Origin of the sequence: Blautia sp. HCP28S3_G10 (genome assembly GCF_052065235.1) — a bacterium.
Classification (GTDB): Bacteria; Bacillota; Clostridia; order Lachnospirales; family Lachnospiraceae; genus Blautia_A.
This window is the reverse complement of record NZ_JBQHUL010000018.1, coordinates 1-17,487: the sequence shown is the minus strand read 5'-3', so window position 1 is coordinate 17,487 and position 17,487 is coordinate 1. Positions and strand designations below refer to the sequence as shown.

17 protein-coding genes and 3 pseudogenes are annotated in these 17,487 nt (G+C 40.1%); 14 read left to right on the top strand and 6 right to left on the bottom strand.

What is annotated here, in order from left to right; translation table 11 throughout:
- The first annotated feature begins 14 nt into the window (after window positions 1–14).
- The 7 genes from ACTNB8_RS08890 (at window position 15) to asrC (ending at window position 8,899) form a co-directional block, all read left to right on the top strand.
- A complete protein-coding gene (locus ACTNB8_RS08890) occupies window positions 15–1,040 on the top strand; it encodes a transglutaminase domain-containing protein (protein WP_441053949.1) in 1,026 nt (341 codons plus the stop codon).
- A 406-nt stretch (window positions 1,041–1,446) separates the two neighbouring features.
- Window positions 1,447–4,068 carry a cation-translocating P-type ATPase gene (locus ACTNB8_RS08885; protein ID WP_441053947.1) on the top strand — a complete coding sequence of 874 codons (2,622 nt, stop codon included), beginning with the start codon at window positions 1,447–1,449 and terminating at the stop codon, window positions 4,066–4,068.
- Window positions 4,068–5,252: an AI-2E family transporter gene (locus ACTNB8_RS08880; protein WP_441053945.1), complete on the top strand. Its 1,185-nt coding sequence runs from the start codon at window positions 4,068–4,070 to the stop codon at window positions 5,250–5,252. Before ACTNB8_RS08885 ends, ACTNB8_RS08880 begins: the two co-directional genes overlap by 1 nt.
- Window positions 5,253–5,421: 169 nt before the next feature.
- A complete protein-coding gene (locus ACTNB8_RS08875) occupies window positions 5,422–6,111 on the top strand; it encodes a Crp/Fnr family transcriptional regulator (RefSeq protein WP_441053943.1) in 690 nt (229 codons plus the stop codon).
- A gap of 20 nt (window positions 6,112–6,131) precedes the next feature.
- The gene (gene asrA, locus ACTNB8_RS08870; protein WP_441053941.1) at window positions 6,132–7,130 is read left to right on the top strand and encodes an anaerobic sulfite reductase subunit AsrA; all 999 of its coding nucleotides are present in this window, start codon (window positions 6,132–6,134) and stop codon (window positions 7,128–7,130) included.
- Window position 7,131: 1 nt separating this feature from the next.
- Window positions 7,132–7,920: an anaerobic sulfite reductase subunit AsrB gene (gene asrB / locus ACTNB8_RS08865; RefSeq protein WP_441053940.1), complete on the top strand. Its 789-nt coding sequence runs from the start codon at window positions 7,132–7,134 to the stop codon at window positions 7,918–7,920.
- A gap of 13 nt (window positions 7,921–7,933) precedes the next feature.
- Window positions 7,934–8,899 (top strand): sulfite reductase subunit C, encoded by a 966-nt coding sequence (gene asrC / locus ACTNB8_RS08860; protein WP_441053938.1) that lies wholly within the window; start codon window positions 7,934–7,936, stop codon window positions 8,897–8,899.
- An 18-nt stretch (window positions 8,900–8,917) separates the two neighbouring features.
- On the opposite strand, the pseudogene ACTNB8_RS08855 reads toward asrC, so the two are convergent.
- The 3 genes and pseudogenes from ACTNB8_RS08855 to ACTNB8_RS08845 all read right to left on the bottom strand — a co-directional run.
- Window positions 8,918–9,079 (bottom strand): annotated as a pseudogene (locus tag ACTNB8_RS08855) (hypothetical protein); the annotation flags it as partial.
- Window positions 9,046–9,180 carry a hypothetical protein gene (locus ACTNB8_RS08850; protein WP_441053936.1) on the bottom strand — a complete coding sequence of 45 codons (135 nt, stop codon included), beginning with the start codon at window positions 9,178–9,180 and terminating at the stop codon, window positions 9,046–9,048. The pseudogene ACTNB8_RS08855 and the gene ACTNB8_RS08850, both read right to left, overlap by 34 nt.
- Window positions 9,181–9,223: 43 nt before the next feature.
- A pseudogene (locus tag ACTNB8_RS08845) lies at window positions 9,224–9,628 on the bottom strand (ATP-binding protein); the annotation flags it as partial.
- A 96-nt stretch (window positions 9,629–9,724) separates the two neighbouring features.
- Between ACTNB8_RS08845 and ACTNB8_RS08840 the strand changes: the two are divergent.
- Genes ACTNB8_RS08840 through ACTNB8_RS08830 form a run of 3 tightly spaced genes read left to right on the top strand, consistent with a single transcriptional unit; the run spans window position 9,725 to window position 10,889 of the window.
- A complete protein-coding gene (locus tag ACTNB8_RS08840; RefSeq protein WP_441053934.1) occupies window positions 9,725–10,009 on the top strand; it encodes a cyclic nucleotide-binding domain-containing protein in 285 nt (94 codons plus the stop codon).
- Between the two features lie 8 nt (window positions 10,010–10,017).
- Complete coding sequence (locus ACTNB8_RS08835) at window positions 10,018–10,416, top strand: Crp/Fnr family transcriptional regulator (protein ID WP_441053932.1); 399 nt, start codon at window positions 10,018–10,020, stop codon at window positions 10,414–10,416.
- A 41-nt stretch (window positions 10,417–10,457) separates the two neighbouring features.
- Window positions 10,458–10,889, top strand: coding sequence for a flavodoxin family protein (locus tag ACTNB8_RS08830; protein WP_441053930.1), 432 nt, complete (start codon window positions 10,458–10,460; stop codon window positions 10,887–10,889).
- Window positions 10,890–11,133: 244 nt separating this feature from the next.
- Here ACTNB8_RS08830 and ACTNB8_RS08825 read toward each other — a convergent pair whose 3' ends face one another.
- From ACTNB8_RS08825 to ACTNB8_RS08815, 3 genes are all read right to left on the bottom strand, one after another.
- Entirely contained in the window at window positions 11,134–12,360 is a 1,227-nt protein-coding gene (locus ACTNB8_RS08825; protein ID WP_441053928.1) for a hypothetical protein, read from the bottom strand.
- 88 nt (window positions 12,361–12,448) lie between these two features.
- Window positions 12,449–13,162, bottom strand: coding sequence for a response regulator transcription factor (locus ACTNB8_RS08820; protein ID WP_441053926.1), 714 nt, complete (start codon window positions 13,160–13,162; stop codon window positions 12,449–12,451).
- A 4-nt stretch (window positions 13,163–13,166) separates the two neighbouring features.
- Window positions 13,167–14,450 (bottom strand): sensor histidine kinase, encoded by a 1,284-nt coding sequence (locus ACTNB8_RS08815; RefSeq protein ID WP_441053924.1) that lies wholly within the window; start codon window positions 14,448–14,450, stop codon window positions 13,167–13,169.
- Between the two features lie 395 nt (window positions 14,451–14,845).
- On the opposite strand from ACTNB8_RS08815, the gene ACTNB8_RS08810 reads away from it, so the two are divergent.
- The 4 genes and pseudogenes from ACTNB8_RS08810 to ACTNB8_RS08795 all read left to right on the top strand — a co-directional run.
- On the top strand, window positions 14,846–15,724 hold the full coding sequence (locus tag ACTNB8_RS08810; protein WP_441053922.1) for a LysR family transcriptional regulator: 879 nt from the start codon (window positions 14,846–14,848) through the stop codon (window positions 15,722–15,724).
- A gap of 125 nt (window positions 15,725–15,849) precedes the next feature.
- A complete protein-coding gene (locus ACTNB8_RS08805; protein ID WP_441053920.1) occupies window positions 15,850–16,320 on the top strand; it encodes a flavodoxin in 471 nt (156 codons plus the stop codon).
- Window positions 16,321–16,348: 28 nt separating this feature from the next.
- Complete coding sequence (locus ACTNB8_RS08800) at window positions 16,349–17,116, top strand: carboxymuconolactone decarboxylase family protein (RefSeq protein ID WP_441053918.1); 768 nt, start codon at window positions 16,349–16,351, stop codon at window positions 17,114–17,116.
- A gap of 57 nt (window positions 17,117–17,173) precedes the next feature.
- Window positions 17,174–17,377 (top strand): annotated as a pseudogene (locus ACTNB8_RS08795) (alpha/beta hydrolase); the annotation flags it as partial.
- Between the last annotated feature and the right edge of the window lie 110 nt (window positions 17,378–17,487).

Genomic DNA, 17,487 nt, shown 5'->3' with positions numbered 1-17,487 from the left:
ACCTGGAGATAAAGATGGAACAATATTATTATAATCATATGAGCAAGGTACAGCAGACTGTTTATCACAATATTCTTTCAGGAGTGAAAAATCTCTCAGATGAATTTCAGATTCCGGCGGTTTCCGGAGAGGAACTCTATAATATCTTTTTTCAGATGAGGCTGGACCATCCAGAAGTATTCTGGGTAACCAGTTATAAATATCGTTATTACAAAGATTCCCCCAATCTGATTTTTGTACCGGAATATCTTTTTGACAAAAATAAAATCCGTGAACATCAGAAGGCCATGGCAGCGAGGACAGAGAAACTTGTCCGTCCGGTACAGAAGCTGTCTGAGTGGGAAAAAGAAAAATATGTTCATGATTTTATCTGCGAAAATGTTCGCTATGACAAACTGAAAAAAGCTTATTCACATGAAATTATCGGTCCTCTCGGACAGGGAGTTGGTGTTTGTGAGGGAATTGCCAAGGCTGTAAAAGTTCTTCTGGATGCATTGGGAGTGTGGTGTATCATTGCCATTTGTGACAATAATCCTGACAAAGGGATTAAATACAGGCATACGTGGAATATTGTGAAAATAAATGGTACATATTATCATCTTGATGCGACATTTGATAACAGCCTTGGAAAAGGCTGCGAAAATACCGAGATCCGGTATGATTATTTTAATCTGGATGATCAGCAGGTTTTTCGTGATCATGAACCGCTTATAGCACCTGCACCTCACTGCACAGACCATGAGCATTTTTATTATAAAGAAAAGAAGCTTTCTTTTACAAAAAAGGAAGACGTTTATAAGCGGTCTTTGCAGGCTGCAAAGAAGGGAAAAACACTGGTTTTCCACTGGAGAGGCGGTTATCTTACAAAAGAAATCCTGGGGGAATTGCTGGAATTAATCCGTAAAGCTGGTATGGAAAAAGGTAAGACAGCGATGGTTAGTATAAACTGGCCGCAGGCAGTCCTCCATGTTCAGTATGCGGAGGCGGCAGTTCAGGAGCAGATTATTCTTGAAGAAGCAAATGAGGGAGAAATGAAATAAAAACTGCAAAAAAAATATATCTCCTGAACGGTTATCAAGCATTGGACGACAACTCGGCAATTAATGTTTACAATTGTGCAACCTGTTCTTTCGAATATTTTGTGGCTTTTGATAAGATAAAATCCAAATAATAATAGGTTTGATTTATAAGGCGTAGGAACTGCTTGACAGTAATATTGATCTGATATATGATTATACATAATAAAGGGGAGTAACCTACGCTTTTTAAATCTGCGTTTGTGGTATCGTCAGTACGGTGGAAACATCCGGTGTCACAAGAAAATGGTGAGACTTTTATTGCATTTTTGTTATGCAATAAGGGTTTCTTTTTTTATACATTTTTATAAAAAAGATCTTTCATTGCATAAAAAACAACAGATATTTATGAAACGAGGAGGCATAAGTGATGAAAGAAATCTATCAAGAGACAGTAGAAGAAGTATTTAGGCGAGTGAAGGGCAGCATATCAGGTCTTACGAGCGAACAGGTGAAATCTTCCAGAGAAAAGTGTGGATGGAATGAACTCGCAGAGGGAAATAAGAAAAGTATCCTGCAGATTTTCCTGGAACAGTATAGGGATTTCTTAGTTCTGATTTTAATTGCATCAGCAGTTATATCAGGTATTCTGGGCGATGCTGAAAGTGCGGCTGTTATTGTAATTGTTATTACGATCAATGCAATTTTGGGAACAGTACAAACGGTAAAAGCGGAACAATCTTTACAAAGTTTAAAGAAGCTTTCTGGCCCGGAGGCAAAGGTACTGCGTGATGGAGCAGTTGTTCAGATTCCAGCCAGGGAACTGGTTATTGGAGATGTGATACTGCTTGAAGCAGGTGACATGATTCCAGCGGATGGAAGATTGATTGAAAATGCAAGTCTCAAGGTTGATGAGAGTGCACTTACCGGAGAGAGCCTGGCAGTTGAGAAGAGCATGGAGACTATACCAACGGAAGTCCCCCTTGGCGATCGGAAAAATATGCTGTTTTCAGGCAGCTTTGTGACATATGGTCGTGGCAGAGCAGTTGTGACTGACATAGGAATGCAGACGGAAGTTGGAAAGATTGCAGGACTTCTAAAATCAACGTCGGAAAAACAGACACCACTTCAGGCAAGTCTGGAAGTCTTTGGAAAGAAGCTTTCTATTTTGATTCTGATTTTCTGTGGATTCTTATTTGCAATCAATGTATTCCGGGGTGAAAAAATCAGCAGTGCATTTATGTTTGCAGTAGCACTTGCAGTCGCTGCAATTCCGGAAGCATTAAGCTCTATCGTGACAATTGTTCTTTCATTTGGAACTCAGAAAATGGCGAAAGAGCACGCAATCATTCGTAAACTTCAGGCAGTAGAAGGGCTTGGAAGTGTTTCTGTTATCTGTTCAGATAAGACAGGAACGCTTACACAAAATAAAATGACAGTTGAAGATTACTATATAGATGGAAAAAGGATTCCAGCAGCGGCAATTGACATAACAGATCCAGCACACAGATGTCTTTTAGAATACAGTATTTTATGTAATGACTCGACAAATGAAAATGGAGTAGAAATCGGAGATCCAACAGAAACAGCATTGATCAATCTGGGAAGCAGATATGGCGTAGAGGCTGCAGGAGTAAGAAAACAATATCCGAGGATAGGAGAACTTCCGTTTGACAGTGATCGAAAAATGATGTCAACGCGTCATCTGATAGATGGTGAAGATCGAATTATAGTAAAAGGTGCAGTTGACAATCTTCTGGAACGGACAGAACGAATCTGGACAAAAGATGGGGTTCGAGATATTACAGCTGAAGATAAAGATAGAATCCAATGTCAAAATCAGGAGTTTTCAATGGAAGGTCTGAGAGTATTGGCGTTTACTTATCGTGAAATTCCAGAGAATCACACATTAACTATAGAAGATGAGAATCACCTGGTATTTCTTGGCTTGATTGCAATGATGGATCCGCCGAGAGAAGAATCAAAAACTGCAGTTACAGAATGTATAAAAGCAGGAATCAGGCCGGTTATGATCACAGGAGATCATAAAATCACAGCAGCAGCAATTGCTAAGAGAGTTGGCATATTGCATGATTTATCTGAGGCCTGTGAGGGTGCAGATATAGAAAAAATGAGTGATGAAGAATTAAGAGAGTTTGTTCCAAATATTTCTGTATATGCGAGAGTGTCACCGGAACATAAAATCCGTATTGTCCGGGCATGGCAGGAAAAAGGAAAAATAGTGGCTATGACTGGAGATGGCGTCAATGACGCTCCAGCCTTGAAGCAGGCAGATATTGGAGTTGCAATGGGAATTACCGGAACAGAAGTTGCAAAAGATGCGGCAGCGATGGTGCTTACAGATGATAATTTTGCAACGATAGTAAAAGCAGTAGAAAATGGCCGAAATTTATATCAGAACATTAAGAATGCCATACAGTTTCTTTTATCAGGAAATTTTGGTGCAATCTTAGCAGTTCTTTGTGCATCAATTGCAGGATTACCAGTTCCATTTGCTCCTGTACATTTGTTGTTTATTAATCTTTTGACAGATAGTCTTCCGGCAATTGCATTAGGAATGGAACCACATAGAAGTGAAGTGATGAACGAGAAGCCAAGATCTGCAGATGAATCGATATTGACAAAAGATTTTCTTAGTAAGATCGGACTGGAAGGGTTTGTGATCGGAGCTATGACAATGATCGGTTTCTTGACAGGCTATCATCATGATGGCGTATTACTCGGAAGTACATATGCTTTCGGAACTCTTTGTCTGGCTCGTTTGTTTCATGGATTTAACTGCAAATCAGATCATCCGGTTATTTTTACAAAAGTATTCTTTAATAATAAATGGTTGCAGGGAGCATTTGTACTTGGTGCAGTATTAATTACAGCAGTACTGACAATTCCGGGATTACATCGGGTATTTAAGGTGGAAACTCTGAATTTGATACAGCTTGGAGGTGTATATTTGTATGCGTTTGTCAGTCTCTTGATTATACAATTGCTTAAATATATACGTATGAAATTTAGAAAAAATGGGGAGAGATAGTGAATTTTAGTAAAATATCTATAAAAAAAGTTCGAGAGCTTATTGTGTTTACAGCGCTGCTTGTAGTTGCCTTGTGGAAATTTGATGTAGTGATTGAAGCACTAAAGGAAATATGGAAAATCATATTTCCTTTTGCACTTGGTGGCGCAATTGCATTTGTGATCAATGTGCCAATGAGCTTCTTGGAAAAGATAATTCTTGGAAAGATAAAAGAAAACAATAAATGGGCTAAAAAATTAGCAAGACCGGTAAGTTTGTTTCTTACAATTATATTACTGGTCGGTGTGATTGGACTGGTTATGTTTGGAGTAATTCCACAACTAACACAGACAACCGGAAGTCTGATGACAAGAATTGCTGACTTTATCCCACAGATGCAAAACTGGATTCGTGAGTTTTCACATGATAATCAGGAAATTATGAAATTGGTAAATCAACTTCAGTTTGATCCTGATCAGGCAATCAAATGGGGGATAAGTATTCTTGGGAATGGGGCTGGAAATATGATGAACACAACGATGTCAGCATTAGGTTCCATTGCCAGTGGATTAGCGACCTTTTTTATTGCATTTTCTTTTGCGTGCTATATTCTTTTTCAGAAAGAAAGATTATATATACAGGTAAGAAAAGTGGTATTTGCTTTTATCCCAAGACAAAAAGCAGATGCATTTTTGAAAATATGTTCTCTTACATATAGAACATTTGCAAATTTTATTACCGGACAGTGCCTTGAAGCAGTGATCCTTGGTACCATGTTTGTCATTACCTTAGGGGTTTTAAAAATTCCATATGCACTATTGATTGGAATTTTGATTGCATTTACGGCATTGATTCCTATCTTTGGAGCTTTTATTGGATGTGCAGTGGGTAGTTTTTTGATCTTCATGGTAAGTCCAAAACAAGCAGTTTTATTTATTATTATATTCTTACTCTTACAGCAGATTGAAGGTAATCTGATCTACCCGCATGTTGTTGGCGGATCTGTTGGCCTTCCGTCGATTTGGGTGCTGGCGGCAGTGACAATCGGTGGAAATCTTATGGGAATAGTAGGTATGCTCATTTTTATTCCGACTGTATCGGTGTTTTATACTATTTTTCGCGAATATGTCTATTTGCGTCTGAAAAAACAGAATATAAAACGAGTAACGCGGACAGAAGTGGAAGAATATGATAAGAGGATGTAATTGAGTGATGAAACTGGCAGAATTAAGACGTAGGGAAACTTACGTCTTTTTTTTATGTGACATACGTCACGGAAAATGATAAACTTTTTAATTATAATACAAAAGGAAAGCAAGACAGAAGCAGTTTATTATCAATGACTGTAAAAGTTATGCCAGCGAGGTTGATAAAATGGGACAGATAACGATCAGAGAACTGGAGAATATGGATTTTTTTAAAGAAATACCAAAGGATATTCTGCAGAATCTGCTTAATGAAAGTAAGGTTGTTTCATATAAGAAAAAGGAAGTGATTTTTCATTCACGTAGCAGAACGAAAACAGTATATTTCGTGTATTCTGGGGAAGTGATGCTTTACAATCTGACCAAGCACGGAAATAGAAAGGTGATTTTTATCCTGGGAAAAGGACGGCTTTTAAATCAGAGTATTGTAAGCAAAAAGCCAAATGCACTTTTTTGTGAGGCTGCCTGTCCAGTGAAGGTAATAGAAATTGCAGAAGAACAATTCCTTCAGCTTATGGAGCAGAGCCATGCTTTAACAAGAGCTGTTCTGAGAGAATATGAAAGAAATCTCTGGCGAATGGGTCACCAGTTAAAAAATACGACCGGAAACATGCAGATGGAGCGAAAAATAGCTGCAAAATTATGGAAGCTAGGTCGTGATTTTGGTGTGGATACGGAAGACGGGGTGATGATAGATATTGATCTTACTATTACCCTGATGGCGGACTTAGTTGGTGCACCAAGGGAGAATGTGTCTCGTGCCTGTAAAGTTCTTACGGATAGAGGTCTGATCCGTTATGGCAATAAGCGGTTTATATTGACAGATTCTGATGGTCTTGCAGAATTTTATAAAATGTGATTATGAGAAAGGGGTATCTGATGGGAAAACGACTCAACAGTGATGAGATGCAGACGATTTTTGAAATTTTGCAGAAATCCTATGATGTGTATGGACCGAAAATTTATCAGGGAACAGGATGCTTTTCAGATACAGATATAGTTCGTTATGGTCTGCTGAACAGCTGGGAAGAACTTGTCTGGGATCAGAAGTCGGATTACAGTTTCAAGGAAGTGCTGTTTCCAGTCTCAGAGACGATTCTTTATTTTACAGAGGATGAAATGAAAACAGCAGATGGAGTGGCACGACAGAGATTGATTTTTTTGAAAAGCTGTGATTTTCATGCTTTGAAACGTCTGGATGAGATGTATCTGAAAAACGGTGCAGAGGATTATTATTACAGAAGAATGCGGGAAAATACAGTTTTTGCTGTGATGGGGTGTAAGGAATCCGGTAAAAATTGTTTTTGTGTAAGTATGGGTACAAATCGTTGTGAAGAATATGATATGTATATTTTTCAGGATGAAAAGGGCTGCTATATGGAACTAAGATGCAGAGAACTGGAAGTATTATTATGGAATTATGGACAGAATGCACAGGAGAAACTGAATTTTGTGGAAAAGAATGAGATTCATGTAGAGATTCCGGAGAATCTTCCAGATACAATTCATCAGGATTCTATGTGGCAGGAATATGGCAGCCGCTGTATTGGTTGTGGCCGCTGCAATTTTGTCTGTCCGACATGTACTTGTTTTACTATGCAGGATATTTTTTATAAAGATAATCCAAAGGCAGGAGAGCGGCGCCGCGTATGGGCTTCCTGTCAGGTGGAGGGATATTCTGACATTGCAGGAGGACACAGCTTCCGTCAGAGTCAGGGTGAAAGAATGCGCTTTAAGGTATTACATAAAGTTGCAGATTATAAGAAAAGATTTGGATATCATATGTGTGTCGGCTGTGGACGTTGTGAAAATGTCTGTCCGGAATATATTTCCTATGTTGCATGCCTTCAGAAACTGAAAGAAAAGGAGGGAAAATAAGATGACAAATGAATATATTCCTTTCTTATCTAAGATAAAAGAAATCGTGAAACATACAGAGACAGAATATACATTTCGTATGACATATGTGGGTGAAGTAAGACCAGGACAGTTTTTTGAAGTTTCTATTCCAAAATATGGTGAGGCACCTATTTCGGTCAGTGGTATAGGAGAAGATTATGTTGATCTGACGATACGTAAGGTTGGTAAGGTGACCGGAGAGATTTTTGAATTAAATGAGGGAAGCAGCTTTTTTATGCGTGGTCCTTATGGGAACGGGTTTAAAAAGGAGAATTATCAGGGAAAAGAGCTGATCGTGGTAGCTGGTGGAACAGGAGTATCTCCTGTGAGAGGTGTGATCAGTTACTTCGGTGAGCATCCGGATGAGGTAAAAAAATTACATACAATACTTGGATTTAAATCTCCGGAAGATATTTTATTCCGTGACGATCTGAGGAGATGGGAACAGCAGATGAATCTGGTCCTGACGGTGGACTCATCCGATGACCCTTTCTATAGAACGGGGCTAGTTACAAAATATATTCCGGAACTTGAATTGGATAACATTCATGAAACTGCAGCTATTGTTGTCGGACCGCCGATTATGATGAAATTTGCAGTGGCAGAGCTTTTAAAACTGGGAATGAAGGAAGAACAAATTTGGATATCACAGGAAAGAAAAATGTGCTGTGGACTTGGTAAATGTGGGCATTGCCGAATGAATGACACATATATTTGTCTGGATGGGCCGGTATTCTGTTATTCAGAAGGTAAAAAACTGTTTGATTAGGGAGGAAAATATAATGGATATCAATATAAAGAAACTGAAGAAAAATGCCTTCCGTGTATCAAAAGTCCGTGGGCTTACGGCTTCCAGAGTGCGTGTTCCGGGAGGCTGCTGTAATGCGGATGTCATGCAGCAGGTAGTAGATATTGCCAGAAAATATGGAAATGGCCAGATTCATGTTACCACCCGTCAGGGATTTGAAATTGAAGGAATCCATATGGAAGATATGGATAAAGTTAATGAGATGCTTCAACCGATCATTGATAATCTTCAGATCAATCAAAATGAAGCAGGTACCGGGTATCCGGCATCAGGAACCAGAAATGTCTGTGCATGTATCGGAAACAGAGTCTGTCCTTTTGGAAATTATAATACAGCAGCCTTTGCAAAGAGAATTGAAAAGGCTATATTTCCTAATGATCTTCATTTTAAAATTGCACTTACAGGTTGTGCCAATGATTGTATCAAAGCAAGGATGCATGATTTTGGAATTATTGGTATGACAGAGCCACAATATGACCCTAACCGCTGCGTTTCCTGTGGTGCATGTGTAAAAGGCTGTGATAAGCTTTCGGTGGATGCATTAAAGATGGAAAACTATCGAATCGTGCGCAATGAGGAAAAATGTGTGGGATGTGGAGTTTGTGTAACAAAATGTCCGACCAGAGCATGGACCAGAAGTGCAAAAAAATACTATCGTCTGACACTTATGGGACGAACAGGAAAGAAAAATCCACGTCTGGGAGAAGATTTTCTGATCTGGGCAGATGAAGACACCATCATCAAAGTTATCCTGAATACCTATAAATTTGTGAAAGAATATATTGATCCAAATGCGCCTGGCGGTAAGGAACATGTGGGGTATATTATAGACCGAGTGGGTTTTGCAGAATATAAAAAATGGGCATTGGATGGTGTAGAGCTTCCACCTGAAACAATCGTGAAAGACAATATTTACTGGAGCGGTATATATTACAGATAATAAAAAAGACAATTATAATCATAAAGCCGATGCAGGATTTTGGAATCCGGTATCGGCTTTGTTGATTCTATAAAGATCTTTAGGAGACAGAAACGCCGGAAGTGAAGGACCAAGACGGATGTTTTTAATACCAAGATGCAGAAGCGTTAACAGGATGCAGACTGCTTTCTGTTCGTACCAGAGAGCGTTCCATAGGTTTCTGTATTTGCCTTGTCAAGAAGTGCCATACACTTCAGGTTGATTTCCCCTACTTTCAGTACTGTAGGAAGCAGAGCCTCCATACTTTCTTCATAGCCAATCTTAAATAATGCCTCGCAGAAGAAACTCTAATTTTGGACAACCAATTAAAGTCATCTTATTCCGAATAAAATCCTGATGGAAACTGGCATATGCGTAAGCAGTACAATCGGCTGCGATTAAAAGCTTAGCGTCGTTAAAATATGGTGCATTTGCAGGTGCCAGTTTAATCTGTACCGGCCAGTTCTGAAGTGCTTTTTTCTGTGCTTCTTGCACGGCTTTTTCATCATAGTCAGGGGATTCTCTTTCTTCAAAAGAAATGGTGCCTGTGGGACATTCTGGGAGACAATCGCCTAGTCCGTCACAGAAATGTTCTCTTACCAGTTCGGCTTTTCCGTTAATGATATCAATAGCACCTTCGTGACAGGCACTTGCACAGGCACCACAGCCGTTACATTTGTCTTTATCAATCCTGATAATCTTTCTTATCATTTATCCTCCGTCAATAGTATTTAACGTTTGTTTCTGCTAAAATCATAGTATGATAAATACAACTTGTATGTTTGATTTCCAACAGGAGGAATGTTTTTGGAAAAATATTTACCTATTCTAAGAAACAATCCATTTTTTAAAGGTCTTAGTGATAACGAGATATTATCCATATTGCGTTGTGTAAATGCAACAGTAATTTCTAAAGAACGAGATTCTTATATTTTCAGAGCAGGAGATTCTACAGAGGTAATGGGACTTGTGGTATCAGGCTGTGTTCTTGTTATTCAGGAAGATCTCTGGGGACATCGAAATATTCTGGCGAAATGTCATGCCGGAGATTTTTTTGAGAACCATATGCAGCAAGCCCGGGGGCTGTCCTGAATATCAGTGTGGTAGCAGATGAGGATTGTGAGATTATTTTTTTAAATGTTCAGAGGCTTCTGGTTACTTGTCAAACTGCATGTGAGCATCATCAGAAGCTGATGCGTAACCTGGTCAGTGTCCTGGCAAATAAGATACTGATCCTGAACGATAAGATTACACATGTTGGAAAAAGAACGACAAGGGATAAACTATTGTCATACCTGTCGGCAGAATCCATCAGACATTCATCGTTATCCTTTGATATTCCGTTTGACCGGCAGCAGCTGGCAGATTATCTGTGTATTGACCGTGCAGCAATGTCTACAGAGATATCAAAGTTACAAAAAGAAGGTTTTATAAAAACAAATCGAAATCATTTTGAGTTGTTTGCCTGTAATGAAACAGATTTACAAGCTGACAAATGATGGTATAATTCTATTGTTGAGCTGATAGAAAGGGTATAGATATGAGAAAAGCAATCGTGTATGCATCGGTACATCATGGAAATACAGAAAAAATAGTAAAGAGAATAGCAGAAGAGTGTCAGGTGGAGTTGATTGATGTAGTAAAACAGTCAGATGCAGATCTGAGCAGTTATGATATGATCGGGTTTGCATCAGGAATCTATTTTTCAAAGTATCATCAGTCAATATTGAAATTTGCGGAAAAGAATTTACCAGATGACAAAAAGGTATTCCTGATCTGTACTTATGGCGGAAGTGAGAATTATAAATCCATAGAGCAGATTTTGGATAAAAAACGTGCCAGCGTAGTGGGAAAATTTGGATGCAAAGGATATGATACATTTGGTCCGTTCAGACTAATCGGGGGCATTGCAAAAGGACATCCAGATGATGAAGATATCCAAAATGCAGTGAAATTTGTAAAAGAATTATAAGAATATAAGAAGAAATAGAAATATAGGCAGGATCATGACAAAACTGTTACCATACGGGATCAGCACCGAAGAGAGCAGGAATACAAAAGAACGCAGAATGTGATTTTAAAATACAAAAAAGCTGCAGAACAATGAAGACTCAAGTTCTGTAGCTTCTTTTGTGTAAATATGATGTGTCTTTTGCGGTTGAGATACAGCTATAGATTTTCCGGTCTGCAAAATAACGGTAGAGGGGACCGGGAAATCAGGTATGGCTTCCTTCGGTCAGGGAACAGCCATCCATCATGCGGATTCCGTTTATGGTATCCAGATAGGTGTCATACATTTCTTTCCATTCGTCAGAGGCATCTTCAGAGTACTGGCTGATGGTGGACAGAAGATCATACTTTTTGCCATCGACTGTTTCGATGCGGCCGAGATAGCCTTGCCATACACTGTCCAGAGGCTGGTCTTTACCATCGTAATATCTGGCTTCCAGGGTCAGCACAGGGACATCCTCATTGTAATAAGTCAGTTTATATCCACCATTTTCGGTTTCGGTCGTTTCATAACGGCAGAGATATTTCCAACGCTCTGGAGTAAGAACCTGGAAGTAATCCGTCATGGCCATATCCACATACTCTGCGTAAACAAATTCTATGGATTTGATCAGTTCTGTAGCTGCCTTTTCAGCGACCTTATCATAGGTGTCTGACGGAGTCAGGATAAAAAGTCCAAATGTATAATCGTCAGTCTGGCATACGAGCGCATCTACATTTTTTTCTTCTTCGTTGACTGCGGTTAAATATTGATATTTCGTAGCAGGATAAGATTCAAAGGTAAGATCCTTTTGAGTGATGATCTCACCCTTTACCGGATAGTATTCTGCCAGAAAACCCTTCAGGGAAGAATCCTCCAGAGAAGAATTAGCTACTTTTAAAACAAAGGCAGTACTTTTTCCCTCATTTACGGAACGCTGCTCGAAATAACCTTCTTTTTCGGGCATGGATTCTCTGATCATATCATCAGCAGTGAACCCAACCCGCATATGAAGCTCGCCACGCTTTTCTGATTCAGAGGATTCTTCTGGAGAATCCTCGGAGGAGGAATCAGCTTCTGGTTCGGAATATTCCTGAAGATTACCGTAGTCATCAATATAATATTTATCTCTGGAGCCAATATAAGTGGTTCCGGTAGCATCCTCTAGCCACACACTGCCATCCTCATAATAATAATGAGGTTCAAAATAACCGTCCTGCTCGGTCCAGCCGGCATCGTTGCTTTCCATCAGTTCACCGGAATCAGGATCAGGGGCATAATTACCTTCGCCGATATATTCATCCTCGGAACCATTGCGGTACCAGTAATCTCCGTTTTCATCCTGCCAGATATACTGACCATCATCGGTTGGAGGGTCAGAAGCGAGGACTGGGACTGCAGATATGGAAAGAGCAATCGAGCCTGTTAAAAGAACTAAGAATTTTTTATGCATAGGCACCTCCTGATAAAAAGAACCTGTCTGTTAAGTATATTATAACAGACAGATTCTGATATTCAGAAATGTGAAGAAAAAGAGACATTTACCGGCAGGTAAAAAGATATCCCTTACCATAAATCGAGACAATGTCATATTCATCGGTATTCTCGGCGCCGATCTTGACCCGTAAGTTAAAGATATGCCGTCGTACCGTGCTGGTATCTGTTCCCGCACAGCTGCCCCATACTGCTTCATAGAGTTCCTTTGCAGAAAAAACCTTCTCCTGGTTTTCGGCAAGGAGACGCAGCAGGGAGAATTCGGTACGGGTAAGACCTGTGTCGGCATTATTGAGATATGCATGGCCGTCCGAAAGATCCAGCCGCAGGCTTCCGATTGTGATCTGGCGGGAAGCCTGAAATTTTTCTTTTATTTTTTCTTCTATTCGTTTCTGGCGTTCCAGAAGCATCTGGATCACGGCTAGAAATTCGTCAAAATTATAAGGTTTGGTGAGATAATAGTCGCCTCCTTGCTGAAGCCCTTCTACCTTATCGCGGATATCGCTTTTTCCTGTGAGAAAAAGAACAGGGTTCATGGTTTTTTCGCGGAAGTGGCGGCAGATATCCAGGCCGTTTCCGTCCGGAAGCATAATGTCCAGGATGAGAAGATCCGGCAGCTGTTCTTCAAGCTGATGATAGACTTCGGAGACTGTCTGCGCAGTGCGGACTTCGTAGCCACGGCGCCGCAGCATCCGGCAGTTGGTATTCAGCACCTGTTCTTCATCCTCAACCATAAGGATAAGCGATTTCTTTTCATTCATATATTTATGACTCCTCCTCCGGAAGTGAGAAGAACACCTGAGTTCCCTCACCTTCTTGGCTTTTCAGCCATATTTTGCCGCCGTGGGCAGTGATGATCTGATGACAGACATAGAGGCCTATGCCGTGCCGCCAGTAATCTTTATCTGCAGAAACATAACCCTTGAGCGCGTTTTTTCGCATTTCTTCTGACATGCCGGTTCCGGTGTCAGAAACGCAGATGGTTTGCCAGCCCGGTTCGCCTGTAAGGGAAATGGTGATGGTTCCGTTTTGAGTGTGACGATCTGCATTGGAGATCAGATTGGTGATAACCTGGATCAGCCGTTCCGGGTCTGCAGAGATTTCCGGGAGGTCAGATTGTATCGTAAGGACCAGCTGGTTATTCCCGGAACTTGGATGACTGCTGAAATCTTTTTTTACAGAATGTAAAAGTACTCCCAGATCTGATGGTACAAGAGAAAGGGCCAGCCGTCCTTGCTCAATGGAAACGGTATCCATCAAATCCAGCACGATCCGGTCGATCCGCATTACCGACTGTTCAATGGTACGGAGATTTTCCTGCATAAGAGAGAAATCCAGAGGTTCTTCCTCAAGGAGCTCGGATGTGTCGCGGGCGTGGAGGGAGATGGAACTCAGAGGATTTTTAATCTCGTGGGCAACGGTGGTCAGAAAGGTAGACTTGGCATTGTCAAGGGAGCGCAACCGCAGGTTCTGTTCCTCCAGAAGGAGCTGCTGCTGGTTGTATTCCTTCAGATGAAAATAGAGAACAATGCCGCAGACAGTACTTACAGAGACAAATGCCAGAAGAATATCTGCCAGCCGGTCTGCTTCCGTGGCAAAAGGAGTTACAAAGTGCGGAAAATGGTATGCGACCAGACACAGTCCTATATATAGGACAATCTCCAGCAGAGAAACGATCAGAGCCCGTCTTTTTTCCAGCATCAGCACGGTAAAAATAATGGCAAACACGAAGAAGGCCGGCATACCGCCATGATATCCGCCGCTGGTAAAAAACATCATCGGAAAAACAATCAGAAAAATTATGACAATAGTGATCAGATAACATCGCTGATATTTCCCACTGTAATAGGAATAAAGAAAAAGTCCTCCTGAGACTGCGACCAGCACAAGGTTGATCAGGACATTTCCCCAGGAACCGGTTCCTAGACTGAGAAGGGCCATGATCAGGCTGATCACAGTGCCTCCTAAAGCCAGGATATTAAACAGCCGGACACGAAAATCAAGGGTGAGACTGAATAATGAGTGAAAAAAATGATGTATTTCCTGCATTGTAAAATCCTCCGGTAAAAAGAAAACAATGGGAAAGCTTCTGAAGTTACAGAAAAATTTACACTGTCTATTATACACTGAAAAATCACTCAAGAAAATAACCCACGGGATTTTATGCAGATTATGGGCTTGCGGACCTTCTACCAGAGAAATACCAGAAGAACATATAAAACATATCCGTCACCATTCTTTAGATACTCCATCAATCTCTTTTATGTAAGGACTGAAAATGAAAGGCATATAACCAGAAGACATATTGAAAGATTATGATATCTTACAAGAGTAATGATGCTATATTATGCCAACTTGTAAGAGAAGAAAAAATCAATATAGATGATATCTGGGATGTAATATGATAGAATGGTTACAAGAAAAATTTGTAGGAATATAAAGATATGGAATTAAGATTATTACGCTATTTTTTAACAGTAGCAAAAGAACAGAGCTTTACAAAAGCAGCAGAACAATTGCATATTACCCAGCCAACGCTATCCAGACAAATGGCGGCATTTGAAGAGGAACTGGGAATAACATTATTTATTCGAAACGGGAAGAAAATTTCGCTTACTGAAGAGGGGATTTTATTAAAAAGGCGTGCCTTGGAGATTCTTAATCTTGAGGAAAGGACGCTTGAGGAACTGAAAGGAAAAGAAGAGGTTGTAGAGAGCACGATAACCATTGGATGCGGTGAATTTGCAGCAGTGGAGACATTGGCGAAGATATGTAAAACATATAAAGAAAAATATCCGCTGGTTCAGATTGTATTGCATACTGCAACAGCAGATGCAGTGTATGAGATGATGAACAAAGGACTTGTAGATATCGCATTATTCATGGAGCCGGTGGACACCGAAGGGCTGGATTATATCCGGATCACAGATTGCGATCACTGGTGTGTCGGAATGCGGCCGGATGATCCGCTGGCAGAAAAAGAGTTTATAAAAAAAGAAGATCTTATTGGAAAACCATTGATCCTGCCGGAAAGAGTAAATGTTCAAAGTGAACTTGCCAATTGGTTTGGAAAAGACTTTTCGAAACTGCAGATTGCTTTTACAAGTAATCTTGGAACGAATGCCGGAGTTATGGCAGCAAACGGACTGGGCTATCCGGTATCCATCGAAGGTGCTGCAAAGTATTGGCGAGAGGATATTCTTGTACAGCGAAGAATTTCTCCTGAAATCACGACCAGTACGGTGATTGCCTGGCGACGGAATATCCCATATTCTTTGGCAGTCCGTAAAATGATTGAGGAGATTAATGCTTTTCAGGCATAAAACAAAATTCAATATAAGCATTAGACATAATGAAGCGATAGAGCTTAAAATAGATGTGTAAGATGAATGTAAATCTTATACATTTATTTTTTGTGAAAAATACGTATAGAAAGGGGCTTTTTATTATGAGTAAAAAATTAGTGGCATTTTTCAGTGCAAGCGGAACTACAAAAAAAGTAGCACAGATGATCGCAGAGGAAGCAAAAGCGGATTTATTTGAGATTGAGCCAAAAGTTCCATATACAAAGGCTGATCTTGACTGGATGAATAAAAAATCCCGCAGCAGTGTGGAAATGAGTGATAAGAAATACAGACCGGAGATTATGAAGAAAAAGATGGATATGAGTTCTTATGACGAGATCCTTCTGGGATTCCCAATCTGGTGGTATGTAGCTCCGACAATTGTCAATACATTTTTGGAAGCCTATGATTTCAGTGGCAAAAAGATTGTGCTCTTTGCAACATCCGGTGGAAGTGGATTTGGGAACACTGTGAAAGAATTGCAGTCATCTGCATCAGACGCAGTTATTACAGAAGGCAGACTGTTAAATTGTGGAACGAAACAGGAAATCAGTGAGTGGGTAAAATCTTTATAAATAATAGTGCTATGGAGGTATACAGAAAATGGGAAAAATAATACAGACAGCAGGAAGAAATGCACTTGGTGAATTCGCACCGGAGTTTGCACATTTTAACGATGATGTCCTTTTCGGTGAAAACTGGAATAACCAGGACATCGACGTAAAAACAAAAAGTATCATCACAGTGGTTGCTCTGATGGCTTCCGGAATTACAGATTCTTCTTTAAAATATCATCTTCAAAATGCAAAAAATCATGGTGTAACACAAAAAGAGATTGCCGCAGTAATCACACATGTCGCATTTTATGCAGGATGGCCAAAAGCATGGGCTGTTTTCAATCTTGCAAAGGAAGTGTGGGAGACAGGCGAAGGAGATTTGCCATACGAAGAGGAAGCGATGCGGGCGCATGCAAAAGAGATGGTATTTCCAATTGGTGCACCAAACGATGGCTTTGCACAGTATTTTTCGGGCAGGAGTTTTCTTGCACCGATTTCTACTTCTCAGGTTGGAATTTTCAATGTGACATTCGAACCAGGATGCAGAAATAACTGGCATATCCATCATGCAAAAAGTGGAGGCGGACAGATCCTGGTATGTGTTGCCGGAAGAGGATATTATCAGGAAGAAGGGAAAGATGCTGTAGAAATGAAGCCAGGCGACTGCATCAATATTCTGGCAGAAGTGAAACACTGGCATGGCGCAGCACCGGATGAATGGTTTTCACATCTGGCAATAGAAGTTCCGGGCGAAAATAGTTCCAATGAATGGCTTGAACCGGTAAGTGATGAAGAATATAGAAAACTAAAATAGGAAGATTGCCGAGGCATTCTTGAATTATAAGACAATTTGCATATGGAGGTTATATTTATGTTGAAAACAGAAGAATTAAAACTAGTATCTGAATGGGATAAAACTTTTCCAAAAAGTGAAAAAGTAGATCATGAGAAAGTGACATTTGTAAATCGTTATGGAATCACACTTGTTGCAGATTTGTATAAGCCGAAAAATGCATTTGGGAAATATCCAGCGATTGCTGTAAGTGGACCATTTGGTGCAGTCAAAGAACAGTGTATAATGAACCCATAAATTAAGACAAAAAAATCATTGTTTCTAAGTTGGATTTCCCGTATGATTTTTATAACGAAAGGAGTCCAACTATGGCAAGACAACAACATTCACCA

Bases quoted from the DNA above. Each gene is read 5' to 3' on its own strand.
- ACTNB8_RS08820 (WP_441053926.1), bottom strand. From the start codon at position 13,162: ATGAATGAAAAGAAATCGCTTATCCTTATGGTTGAGGATGAAGAACAG.
- ACTNB8_RS08800 (WP_441053918.1), top strand. From the start codon at position 16,349: ATGGGAAAAATAATACAGACAGCAGGAAGAAATGCACTTGGTGAATTC.
- ACTNB8_RS08810 (WP_441053922.1), top strand. From the start codon at position 14,846: ATGGAATTAAGATTATTACGCTATTTTTTAACAGTAGCAAAAGAACAG.
- ACTNB8_RS08885 (WP_441053947.1), top strand. From the start codon at position 1,447: ATGAAAGAAATCTATCAAGAGACAGTAGAAGAAGTATTTAGGCGAGTG.
- asrA (WP_441053941.1), top strand. From the start codon at position 6,132: ATGGGAAAACGACTCAACAGTGATGAGATGCAGACGATTTTTGAAATT.
- asrB (WP_441053940.1), top strand. From the start codon at position 7,132: ATGACAAATGAATATATTCCTTTCTTATCTAAGATAAAAGAAATCGTG.
- ACTNB8_RS08825 (WP_441053928.1), bottom strand. From the start codon at position 12,360: ATGCATAAAAAATTCTTAGTTCTTTTAACAGGCTCGATTGCTCTTTCC.
- ACTNB8_RS08830 (WP_441053930.1), top strand. From the start codon at position 10,458: ATGAGAAAAGCAATCGTGTATGCATCGGTACATCATGGAAATACAGAA.
- ACTNB8_RS08805 (WP_441053920.1), top strand. From the start codon at position 15,850: ATGAGTAAAAAATTAGTGGCATTTTTCAGTGCAAGCGGAACTACAAAA.
- ACTNB8_RS08875 (WP_441053943.1), top strand. From the start codon at position 5,422: ATGGGACAGATAACGATCAGAGAACTGGAGAATATGGATTTTTTTAAA.
- ACTNB8_RS08890 (WP_441053949.1), top strand. From the start codon at position 15: ATGGAACAATATTATTATAATCATATGAGCAAGGTACAGCAGACTGTT.
- asrC (WP_441053938.1), top strand. From the start codon at position 7,934: ATGGATATCAATATAAAGAAACTGAAGAAAAATGCCTTCCGTGTATCA.
- ACTNB8_RS08815 (WP_441053924.1), bottom strand. From the start codon at position 14,450: ATGCAGGAAATACATCATTTTTTTCACTCATTATTCAGTCTCACCCTT.
- ACTNB8_RS08850 (WP_441053936.1), bottom strand. From the start codon at position 9,180: ATGGAGGCTCTGCTTCCTACAGTACTGAAAGTAGGGGAAATCAACCTG.